An 11,341-nucleotide genomic window follows, 5' to 3' on the forward strand; every position below is an offset into this window, starting at 1 on the left:
AAATTTGGATACAATTTTACAATTTTCAAATCTATTTTAACAAAGGATATCTTATGAAAAATGAAGTAAAAAAAGTAGTTTTAGCGTATTCTGGGGGGCTTGATACGAGCATTATTTTAAAATGGCTTCAAGATGAGTATAATTGTGAAGTTGTAACTTTTACAGCAGATATTGGTCAAGGTGAAGAACTCGAACCTGCAAGAAAAAAAGCCCTTTCTTTAGGCATAAAAGAAGAAAATATTTTCATTAAAGATTTAAGAGATGAATTTGTTAAAGATTATGTATTTCCTATGTTTAGAGCCAATGCGATTTATGAAGGAGAATATCTTTTAGGAACAAGTATAGCAAGACCACTTATAGCAAAAACTCAAGCACAAATCGCCCTGCAAACAGGTGCTGATGCAGTAAGTCATGGTGCCACAGGTAAAGGAAATGATCAAGTGCGTTTTGAACTTGGTTATCTTGCTTTTAATCCCGATTTAAAAATCATCGCTCCATGGCGTGAGTGGGATTTAAACAGTCGTGAAAAACTCCTTGCTTATGCACAAAAACACGGTATTGATATTTCTAAGAAAAAAGGAAAATCTCCTTATTCTATGGACGCAAATTTACTTCATATTTCTTACGAAGGACTTGTCTTAGAAGATCCTGCACACGCACCTGAAGAAGATATGTGGAGATGGAGTAAAAGCCCAAAAGATGCTCCAAATGAAAGTGAAATTATAGAACTTGATTTCCAAAAAGGAGATTTAGTAGCGATAAATGGAGAAAAACTAAGTCCTGCAGGACTTTTAACCAAACTTAACGAACTAGGCTGCAAACACGGTATAGGACGCCTTGATATAGTAGAAAATCGCTATGTAGGTATGAAAAGCCGTGGTTGTTACGAAACACCAGGTGGTACCATACTTTTAAAAGCACACAGAGCGCTTGAAAGCATCACGCTTGATAGAGAAGCAGCACACTTAAAAGATGAACTCATGCCAAAATACGCGAGTTTAATTTATAATGGCTATTGGTTCTCGCCTGAAAGAATGATGCTTCAAGCCTTAATCGATGAGTCTCAAATTCACGCCAATGGCAGAGTAAAACTCGAGCTTTATAAAGGCAATGTGATAGTTATAGGACGCGAAAGTTCGAACGATAGCTTGTTTAACGCAGCTTATTGTACTTTTGAAGAAGATGAAGTGTATAATCAAAAAGACGCAGCAGGCTTTATCAAGCTTAATGCTTTGCGTTTTATCATCGCAGGAAAAAATGGAAGAAAATTTTAATAAAGGAATAAAATGAAAGTATTATTAATCAAAGATGTAAAAGCACTTGGAAAAGCAGGAGAAATAAAAGAAGTAAAAGACGGCTACGGACAAAATTTCTTAATCGCTAAAGGCTTTGCTAAAGCAGCTACTAATGAAGTTTTAAGAAAATATGAAAGCGACAAGAAAAAAGAGGCTGAAAATTTACGCTTTGAAATCGCAAATTTAGAAAAACTCAAAGAAGAACTTAGCAAAATCACTCTTGAAATTTCAAAACCCGTAGGTGCAAATGGAAGTTTGTTTGGTGGCGTAACCAAAGATGAAATCGCTCACGCCCTAAAAGAACAAAGCCATATAGAAATCGATAAAAAAAGTTTAGAATGTGATACCTTAAAAAGCTTAGGAATCCACGAAGTAAGCGTAAAACTTGGACACGCAATCCATGCTAAATTTAACATAAATATAAAGGCAGAATAATGTTTCACGCAACAACGATTTTAGCTTACAAAGGTAAAAATAAATCCGTAATTGGCGGAGATGGACAAGTAAGCTTTGGAAATACGGTGCTAAAAGGCAATGCTGTAAAGATTAGAAAACTCAACAATGGCAAAGTTTTAGCAGGTTTTGCAGGATCAACAGCTGATGCTTTTAATCTTTTTGATATGTTTGAAAATCTCCTTCAAAGTTCTAAAGGCGATCTTTTAAAAGCAGCGATTGACTTTTCTAAAGAATGGAGAAAAGACAAATACCTAAGAAAACTTGAAGCCATGATGCTCGTACTTGATAGAAATCACATTTTTCTACTTTCTGGTACAGGCGATGTGGTCGAACCTGAAGATGGGCAAATCGCAGCTATAGGAAGTGGTGGAAACTATGCACTTTCAGCTGCTAGAGCCTTAGCAAAACATACCGATTTAGATGAAGAAGAACTTGTAAAATCAAGCCTTCAAATCGCAGGTGAAATTTGCATTTATACCAATACCAATATCAAAACTTATGTAATCGAGGATAAGAAATGAATCTAACTCCAAAAGAAATCGTTAAATTTTTAGATGATTATGTTATAGGACAAAAAAAAGCTAAAAAAATCATAGCTATAGCTTTAAGAAATCGCTACCGCAGAATGCAACTTAGCCCTGAGTTGCAAGATGATATAGTGCCAAAAAATATCTTGATGATAGGTTCTACAGGCGTAGGAAAAACAGAAATCGCTAGGCGTTTAGCTAAAATGATGGGCTTTCCTTTCATCAAAATCGAGGCGAGTAAATATACTGAAGTAGGTTTTGTAGGTCGTGATGTAGAAAGCATGGTAAGAGATCTTGCCAATGCAGCTTTAAATTTGGTAAAAAATGAGCAAAGAGAAAAAAACAAAGATAAAATCGATGAATTTATAGAAAATAAAATTTTAGAAAAACTTTTGCCACCTTTGCCAAAGGGTATCAGCGATGAAAAACAAGAAGAATATAAAAACAGTCTTGAAAAAATGAGAACTAAACTAAGAAATGGCAATCTTGATGAAAGCACCATAGAAATAGAAATTTCACAAAATATGTTCGATACCAATCCTAACCTACCTCCTGAAATGGGTGCAATGCAAGATATAGTTAAGGTTATAGGCGTTGGCAGTAAAAAAGTCAAAAAAGAAATGAAAATCAAAGACGCTAAAAATGCTTTAAAAAACGAAGCAGGAGAAAAAATCCTAGACCAAGAAAGCATCAAAAGCGAAGCCTTAAAAAGAGCAGAAAATGAAGGGATTATTTTTATTGATGAAATTGATAAAATCGCTGTTTCAAGCGGAAATTCAAACCGCCAAGATCCAAGTAAAGAAGGGGTACAAAGAGACTTACTTCCTATAGTCGAGGGATCAAATGTACAAACAAAAATAGGTACTTTAAAAACCGATCATATTCTTTTTATCGCTGCAGGGGCTTTTCACCTTAGCAAACCAAGTGATCTTATCCCTGAACTGCAAGGACGCTTTCCTTTAAGAGTGGAATTAGATAGTCTTGATGATAAAGCTCTTTATGAAATTTTAACACGCCCTAAAAATTCACTTTTAAAACAATACTCTCAGCTTTTAAAAACTGAAAATTTAGAACTTGAATTTAATGATGAAGCTATTAAAGAAATAGCAAAAATAGCTTCAAGAGCCAATGAAGAAATGCAAGATATAGGTGCTAGACGCTTACATACTGTGATAGAAAAATTACTTGAAGATCTAAGCTTTGAAGCTGATGAGTATGCGGGTAAAAAATTCGTAGTGGATAAAAAAATGGTAGAAGAAAAACTCGGAGATATCATAGAAAATAAAGATCTTGCAAGGTATATTTTGTGAAAAGTGGCTTTGTTAGTATCATAGGGCGTACTAATGCAGGAAAAAGTACTTTAATCAATTCCTTATTAGAAGAAAAAATCGCCCTAGTTTCTCACAAACAAAACGCCACAAGGCGTAAAATCAAAGCCATAGTGATGCATGAAAAAAATCAAATCATTTTCATCGATACCCCAGGACTTCACGAAAGCGGTGCTACGCTTAATCAACTGCTTGTCCAAAGTGCTATTAAATCCATGGGAGATTGTGATGTGATTTTATTTGTGGCAAGTGTTTTTGATAGTACAAAAGACTATGAAAATTTCCTTAGTCTAAACCCACAAGTACCACATATCATCGCTTTAAATAAAGTAGATTTAACCGACAATGCTACGCTTTTAAAAAAACTTAGCGAATATGCAAAATTTAGCCAACATTTTAAGGCTATCATTCCTTATTCTTCTAAGAAAAAAAGCTATAAAAAAGGCTTGTTAGATGAGATAGTCAAATATCTTGACGAACATGAATATTTTTATAATCCTGAATTTTTAAGTGCGAGTAGCGAAAAAGAACTTTATAGAGATTTCATACTTGAAAGTATTTATGAAAATTTAAGCGATGAGCTTCCTTATAGTAGCGAAGTGCTTATCAATCGCACCAAAGACACACCTAATCTTTTAATCCTAGAAGCCAATATCATCACAGATACAAACTCTCACAAGGGTATGCTTATAGGAAAAGAAGGGGCAACTTTAAAAAGAATAGGCAAAGATGCACGCTTTAAAATTTCAAAACTTGCCCAAAAAAAGGTACTTTTAAAGCTTTTTGTAACAGTGAAAAAAAACTGGCAAAAAGATGAAGAATTTTTAAAAAAACTTCTAAATGATGAAAATTAATTCATTAAATAAAATAAATTTTATAAAATCTACAGATTTACTTTATGCTCAAAGAACGGGAATATCCAAAGAAGACGAACTTTTTAACAATTTAACCGCAGATTTTAAGCTAAGCAAACCCTTTGACTATCAAATAGCTTTTTTTAAACATAGTGAAATTTATCATTGTTTTTTAGCACCTGTTTGCAAATTGAGAAAAAGTCGTTTTTGCTTTCCTGAACCTTTAATTTTTCAAGCTTTATTTGATGAAAGATTGATTGAAGAAAGTGATTATTGTGTTTTAAATTTATATGATCAAACTTTATATTTATATTTTTACCAAGAAGGAAAATTTATCAATCTTAAAAAAATCGAAAATTTCAACCCAGGTAATATGGATTTATTTTTTAAACAAAATCGATTTACAGAACTTTTAAAACACTATGAAAGCAAATTGCTACTTTATCAAGATTTGGATACAATCAAACATTACTTCTCATCTCAAATAAAATGTTTAAATCTAAATGATATTCTTGATAAAAATAGTTTATTGAAATTAAGTTCATATAGTATAAAAAATCTAGATCAAAATTGTAATTTTATCAAGCATAATAAAATAAAAATATCTATTTCTTTTAAAATTATATTAATATTTATTTTTAGCTTTAGTCTTAGCATGATGATTTTATTATTTAAAGATTTTATAGAGTACAAACAAAATAAGGAAATTCAAAATAAAAATTTTATCATACAAAAAGAAATTTCTAAACTAAAACAAGATAAGCAAAAATTATTAACAAACATACAAGATTTAAACTTTACTCTTTCCAATAAAATATCATCTACACAACAACAATTTCATATTTTATCCACCATAACAAAAGAAATCAATTTAGATAAAAATAAAGCAATCATTCTAAATCAAATCATATCATGGCTTAACTCCAATGAACTTAAAATCACAAATCTTGAATTTGAACAAACAAAAATCATTCTTTCTTTTATCGATGAAAACCACTTTAAAAGAGCATTAGAAAATCTAAATTCTGCTTTTAAAATTCTTGATAAAAATGAAGAAACATTTAATATCATATTAGAAGTCATACATGAATAAAATAGAAGTATTTTTGCAAAATTTAAATCCTAGGGAAAAATTTCTTTTTATTTCTTTTATCTGCCTTTGTGCTTTGTTTTTAGCTTTTAAAATTCACGATCACTTTTTGGAAGATATTTTTCAAAAAACATTAGTAGAACATAATTGCCTTGCATTAAATGAAGCAAAAATAGAAAATTCACATCTTAAAGAAATAGAGACAAAGCTAACAAAACAGATAAAAACAGAGGAAGAAAAATTAAAATACTATAAAGAAAAATTGCATTTATTTTCTTATGATAAAGATTTTTTCAATAAAAAAATCAATAATTTATCCAAAAATTTAATCATTAATGAAATAAAATTTTCCCAAGAAAACAAAAATTTTATTCACTATAATTATGTTTCTCTAAGTTTAAATGGCAACTTTAAAGACTTACTCAATTTTATACAAAATTTAGAAAATCTTCCTATAGCTTTAAAAATTGATAAAATAAAACTATACAATACACAGGGTTTAAAATTAAAGCTTGATTTAATGTTTAAATTTGTTAATTTATAATAATATTAAAATATTATATTTTTAAATATTATTATAAAAAAAATATTTAAAAATATTGTAATTTAATTATTTTTCTATTACTATTAGTTAAAATATTTTAAGCATAAAAAAGAAAGGTATTGGGAAGTGACTAAACAAGAAATACAAAAACTCGATACAAATTTCCTAGGTCATCCCAAGCCTTTATTCTCTTTATCAATGGTAGAACTTTGGGAAAGATTTGCTTTTTATGGCATACGATCTTACTTGTGCTTTTCATGGCAACAACCATAAGCAAAGGTGGACTTGGAATAAGTACTGAATACGCCTCGGCAATTTATGGCATTTTTGCAGGATGCTTGTATTTAGCAGCACTTCCTGGAGGCTGGATTACTGATAATTATTTAGGGCAAAAAAAGGCTTTATTTTTAGGTTCTTTTATTATAGCTTTAGGACATATTAGCATAGCCTTATCTATTTTAAGCACACCTATATTTTTCCTAGGACTTCTTTTATCGTTATTGGTACTGGATTTTTTAAAACTAGCGCTTCTGTAACAGTTGGAATGTTGTATAAACAAAATGATACAAGATGCGATACTGGCTATACGATTTTTTATATAGGAATTAACATTGGAGCATTCATTGCTCCTCTTATATGTGGTTTTGTTCAAGCAAAATGGAATTATCATTTAGGATTTGGCTAGGAGGTTTAGGTATGCTAATCTCTTTGCTTATTTTATATTTTAAAGCTGTCCCTGAGCTTGAAGAATTTCATAAAAATTGCACCTTAAAGCAAAACTGGGAACAACCATTTAAAAAAGTAAAAAATTTAACTCTTATACTAAGTATAAGCTTGTTAAGTATTATTGGATTTTTTCTAATGTTTATTAATCTTGTAAATATTAATCCCATATAATACTATCAAAAAAACTTCTAATTGTAATTTTACTATGCTTGGTAATTTATTTCATATATCTTTTTGTTTTTAAAGCCTTAAATAAAAGAGAGAAACAACAATTAATAATTTTAATTGTTTTATTCTTTGCAGCCACTTTTTTTGGAGTACTTTTAAACAAAAACCCTACCGCTTATAATCTTTTTGCGCAAGATTTTACAAATAGAAATATTTTTGATTGGAAAATTCCAACAAACTGGTTTCAATCTTTTAATCCAATTTTTATCATCATACTTGCTCCTATAGCAAGTTATATTTGGATATTTTTAGAGAAAAAAATATATATTTTTCTTCCATTGGAAAATTTACTTTAGGAATATTATTTGCCGGTATTGGCTTTATGATGATGACCTTTGCTTCACAAAATCTAATAAACAACAATGGTTTACCAATATCCATGGCTTGGATTATCATAAGTATATTCTTTTTAACACTTGGGGAACTATGCGTGTCTCCTATTGGACTCTCTATAATGGCTAAGGTTGCCCCTGATTTAATCAAAAATCAAATCATGGGACTTTGGTTTGTAGCAAGTGCGCTTGGAAATTTTGTTGCAGGACTTATAGGAGGAAATGTCAATATTAAAAACATCGATCAACTTCCTAATATTTTTAGACAATGCATGTGGATGCTTTTTGTTGTAGCACTTTTGCTTTTTATTGCTAAAAAACCATCTTAACAAAAAAAATAAGCAATTATCTAACTAAACTTAAAATACAAAATACACCAAAGTTTAAAATTGATCTTAATATTTCTTTTTTTATATTTGCAAAAAAGTAACATTATGATATAAATCATTTAAAAATATTACAAAGTTATACATATTTTTTAATTTCTTGTCTATAATTTATAAATAAAAATACACAAAGGATATAAATTGAGTAAAAATGTAAAAAATTTAGATACTTCATTTTTTGGACATCCAAAACCACTTTTATCTCTTTCACTTACTGAGCTTTGGGAAAGATTTTCTTTTTACGGAATTCGTCCCTTGCTTTACCTTTTTATGATAGCAAGTTTTGAAAAAAGTGGAATGAACTTAAAACCTGAAGAAGCAAGTGCAATTATGGGAATTTTTGCAAGTTGTTTATATCTTGCTGCTTTGCCAGGTGGATGGCTTGCGGACAATTACTTAGGACAAAAAAGAGCAATTTTACTAGGTGCTTTAACTATAGCATTTGGACATTTGTGCATAGCCTTTTCTTATTTTAACAATAAAATGATTTTTGTTGGTATGGTTTTTTTGGTTATAGGTACAGGACTTTTTAAAACTTGTGCTTCTGTAATGGTTGGAATGCTTTATAAAAAAAATGATGCAAGGCGTGACTCTGGTTTTACTCTTTTTTATATGTGCTTTAATTTTGGTGCTTTTGTAGCTCCTTTAATTTGCGGCTTTTTACAAAAAGAATACGGATGGCATTTTGGTTTTGGTGCAGGTGGGATTGGTATGCTTTTAGCGGTAATTATTTTCTACCTAAAAACTATGCCTGATTTAAAAGAATTTGATGAAAAAGTTGGCATAGACTCTACTTGGGATAGACCAAGCAAAAAAAGCAAAAACGCATTTTACATCATCATTGTATCAGGTATTGTTTTGCTTGGAGCAATATTTTTAATCCTTGGTGGTTTTATAAAATTAGATGCACAAGTTATTAATAAAAATATTATTCTAACTATCTTAGCTTGTGCTGGAATTTATTTTTTATATCTTTTCGCTTTTACTTCTTTAAAAATAGAAGAAAAAAGAAATTTAATTATTTTTATTGTTTTATTTTTAGCGGCTGCGTTATTTTGGTCAGTATATGAGCAACAATACACTTCTTTTAATTTTTTTGCAGAAAAATTAACAGATAAAACCATATTAAATTATGAAATTCCTACAATATGGTTTCAATCTCTTGGAGGTTTATTTGTTATACTTTTTGCACCTTTTAGTGCTTTTATATGGACTATATGTGCCAAAAATAATAAAGAAATTTCATCTATTATTAAATTTGCATTAGGACTTTTGGGTGCAGCTTTGGCATTTTTAATAATGGCTTTAGCTTCAAATCATGCAATTAGTTTAAATGGCGATGCTAATACATTAAGAGAAAATTTAGAAAATTCATCACAAATTATTTTAGTTTCACCTTGGTGGCTTGTCAGTAGCTTTTTGCTTATGGTTTTAGGAGAGCTTTGCCTTTCCCCTGTGGGACTTTCTATAATGACAAAAATTGCACCTAATTTAATTAAATCTCAAGTCATGGGACTTTGGTTTGTAGCAAGTGCATTAGGCAATGCTTTAGCTGGATTCATAGGTGGTAAAGCAAGTGAAGAAAATATAGCTTATTTGCCAAATTTATTTTACCAATGTATGTGGATATTACTTGGTGCTGTTATAATTTTACTTATACTCAAAAAACCTATCAATAAAATACTAAAAAATTAATATTAAGGAGAAAATATGAGTATTTACAAACAAAGAGTATTAGAACTTAGAAGATTAATGAAAGAAAATAATATTGACGCCTATCTCATCTTAAGCGCGGATCCGCATTTGAGCGAATATTTACCAGAATATTACAAAAACAGAGTCTTTATCAGTGGCTTTAAGGGTTCTGTTGGAACAGTTCTTATCACACAAGAAGAGGGCTTTTTGTGGGTAGATGGAAGATATTGGCTTCAAGCACAAAAGGAATTAGAAGGTAGTGGCATACTTTTACAAAAGCAAGATGCTAAAAATACTTTTACCAAATGGTTGGAAAAAAATTTAAGCGAAGATCAAATTTTAGGCATCGATTTTGCACTTTTACCTTTATCTTTGCAAAAAGATTTAAAGATTAATTGCAAGGCAAATTTAAAACATATAGATTTGATAAGTCCGCTTTGGAAAGATCGTCCCACTTTACCACAAGAAAAAATTTATGAACACGAACTAGAATACTGCTCTTACTCAAGAAAAGAAAAATTAGCATTAGTGCATCAAAAAATGAAAAATTTAAATGTTACCTCTCATTTAATCTCCAGCCTTGATGATATAGCTTGGCTTACAAATTTAAGAGGGAATGATGTAAATTATAATCCTGTATTTTTAAGTCATTTGCTAATCTTGGAGGACAAAGCCTTGCTTTTTGTTGATCAGAAAAAAGTAAATTCAGAACTTGAAAAAAAATTAAATTTAGATGGGTTTTGGCTTAAAAATTATGATGAAATCATCATGGAGCTTGAAAAACTTGCAAATACAAATTTGCTTATTGAACCTTCAAAAATGACCGCTTTACTCATAAATTCTTTAGATAAAAGCGTAAAAATCATTCAAGAAATTAATCCAAGCACTCACTTAAAAGCAGCTAAAAATACAAAAGAAATAGCGCATATACAAGATGCTATGATAGAAGATGGAGTGGCTTTATGTAAATTTTTTGCCTGGCTTGAAGAAGCGATAGAAAATAAAGAACTAATAAGCGAATTAGACATAGATGTTAAAGCAAGCGAATTTAGAGCACAAAGCAAGTACTACATAAGTGATAGTTTTGCCACTATAGCAGGCTTTAACGAAAATGCAGCATATCCACATTATAAAGCCACAAAAGAGAGTTTTGCTTATCTTAAAAAAGATGGGCTTTTACTTATTGATTCTGGTGGACAATATAAAAACGGCACAACAGATATTACACGCGTTGTACCAATAGGAAAGGCTAATGCAGAACAAATTCATGACTATACCTTGGTTTTAAAAGCACATATTGCCATTTCCAGTGCAATTTTTCCAAAAGATATAGCTATGCCCTTACTTGATGCAATCACACGCGCACCTTTATGGAAAGAACAAATTGACTATATACACGGCACAGGACATGGCGTGGGATATTTTTTAAATGTCCATGAAGGTCCACAAGTTTTATCTTATCTATCCCCTGTGCTTGAAAAAACAAAAGCCAAAGAAGGTATGCTAACCTCCATAGAACCAGGTATTTATAAAGTAGGTAAATGGGGTATAAGACTTGAAAATTTAGTTATTCATACCAAAGTAGAAAATCCTAAAAATAAAGATTTTGGTGAGTTTTTATACTTTAAACCTGTTACTCTTTGTCCTTTTGAAATATCTTGTATTGATACAAAAATGTTAGATGAAAAAGAAAAAGAGTGGTTAAACAATTACCACAAAGAAGTATTTGAAAAACTTTCTCCTAAGCTAGGTGATTATCCAAAAGCTCTAGTTTGGCTTGAAAAAAGAACAAAAGCCATCTTTTAAGATACTTTTGTTAATATAGATAAATTTTCCTTGTATTAAACTTATAATTTATTTAATACAAGGTTTTTAAACCA

Annotated in this window: 12 protein-coding genes and 1 pseudogene; all 13 read left to right on the forward strand. The window is 30.2% G+C overall.

All coding sequences use genetic code 11. The annotated features are described in order from the left end of the window. The first annotated feature begins 53 nt into the window (after positions 1-53). The 13 genes and pseudogenes from AJ882_RS05450 (at position 54) to AJ882_RS05510 (ending at position 11,267) form a co-directional block, all read left to right on the forward strand. Positions 54-1,274, forward strand: coding sequence for an argininosuccinate synthase (locus tag AJ882_RS05450; RefSeq protein ID WP_002867646.1), 1,221 nt, complete (start codon positions 54-56; stop codon positions 1,272-1,274). 12 nt (positions 1,275-1,286) lie between these two features. Then, complete coding sequence (rplI, locus tag AJ882_RS05455) at positions 1,287-1,730, forward strand: 50S ribosomal protein L9 (protein ID WP_002781628.1); 444 nt, start codon at positions 1,287-1,289, stop codon at positions 1,728-1,730. Further along, the gene (gene hslV, locus AJ882_RS05460) at positions 1,730-2,272 is read left to right on the forward strand and encodes an ATP-dependent protease subunit HslV (RefSeq protein WP_070279685.1); all 543 of its coding nucleotides are present in this window, start codon (positions 1,730-1,732) and stop codon (positions 2,270-2,272) included. The genes rplI and hslV overlap by 1 nt, the downstream gene beginning before the upstream one ends. Beyond that, a complete protein-coding gene (gene hslU / locus AJ882_RS05465; protein WP_002867647.1) occupies positions 2,269-3,588 on the forward strand; it encodes an ATP-dependent protease ATPase subunit HslU in 1,320 nt (439 codons plus the stop codon). The genes hslV and hslU overlap by 4 nt, the downstream gene beginning before the upstream one ends. After that, a complete protein-coding gene (gene era / locus AJ882_RS05470; protein WP_002888740.1) occupies positions 3,585-4,460 on the forward strand; it encodes a GTPase Era in 876 nt (291 codons plus the stop codon). Before hslU ends, era begins: the two co-directional genes overlap by 4 nt. Further along, positions 4,447-5,553 carry a hypothetical protein gene (locus tag AJ882_RS05475; RefSeq protein WP_074482723.1) on the forward strand — a complete coding sequence of 369 codons (1,107 nt, stop codon included), beginning with the start codon at positions 4,447-4,449 and terminating at the stop codon, positions 5,551-5,553. The genes era and AJ882_RS05475 overlap by 14 nt, the downstream gene beginning before the upstream one ends. Next, positions 5,546-6,094: a hypothetical protein gene (locus AJ882_RS05480; protein ID WP_002867650.1), complete on the forward strand. Its 549-nt coding sequence runs from the start codon at positions 5,546-5,548 to the stop codon at positions 6,092-6,094. The genes AJ882_RS05475 and AJ882_RS05480 overlap by 8 nt, the downstream gene beginning before the upstream one ends. 209 nt (positions 6,095-6,303) lie before the next feature. Next, positions 6,304-6,630, forward strand: coding sequence for an amino acid transporter (locus AJ882_RS09635; protein WP_014517211.1), 327 nt, complete (start codon positions 6,304-6,306; stop codon positions 6,628-6,630). Positions 6,631-6,638: 8 nt separating this feature from the next. Next, the gene (locus tag AJ882_RS09640) at positions 6,639-6,779 is read left to right on the forward strand and encodes a Di-/tripeptide transporter (protein WP_014517210.1); all 141 of its coding nucleotides are present in this window, start codon (positions 6,639-6,641) and stop codon (positions 6,777-6,779) included. Between the two features lie 11 nt (positions 6,780-6,790). Beyond that, positions 6,791-6,991, forward strand: coding sequence for a hypothetical protein (locus AJ882_RS09645; RefSeq protein ID WP_014517209.1), 201 nt, complete (start codon positions 6,791-6,793; stop codon positions 6,989-6,991). A 38-nt stretch (positions 6,992-7,029) separates the two neighbouring features. Beyond that, a pseudogene (locus AJ882_RS09650) lies at positions 7,030-7,709 on the forward strand (oligopeptide:H+ symporter). Between the two features lie 198 nt (positions 7,710-7,907). Next, positions 7,908-9,461: a peptide MFS transporter gene (locus AJ882_RS05505; protein ID WP_002867729.1), complete on the forward strand. Its 1,554-nt coding sequence runs from the start codon at positions 7,908-7,910 to the stop codon at positions 9,459-9,461. Positions 9,462-9,476: 15 nt separating this feature from the next. Beyond that, a complete protein-coding gene (locus tag AJ882_RS05510; protein ID WP_014517207.1) occupies positions 9,477-11,267 on the forward strand; it encodes an aminopeptidase P family protein in 1,791 nt (596 codons plus the stop codon). Positions 11,268-11,341 lie beyond the last annotated feature (74 nt).

Origin of the sequence: Campylobacter sp. BCW_6461, assembly GCF_001762735.1 — a bacterium.
Lineage (GTDB): Bacteria > Campylobacterota > Campylobacteria > Campylobacterales > Campylobacteraceae > Campylobacter_D > Campylobacter_D jejuni.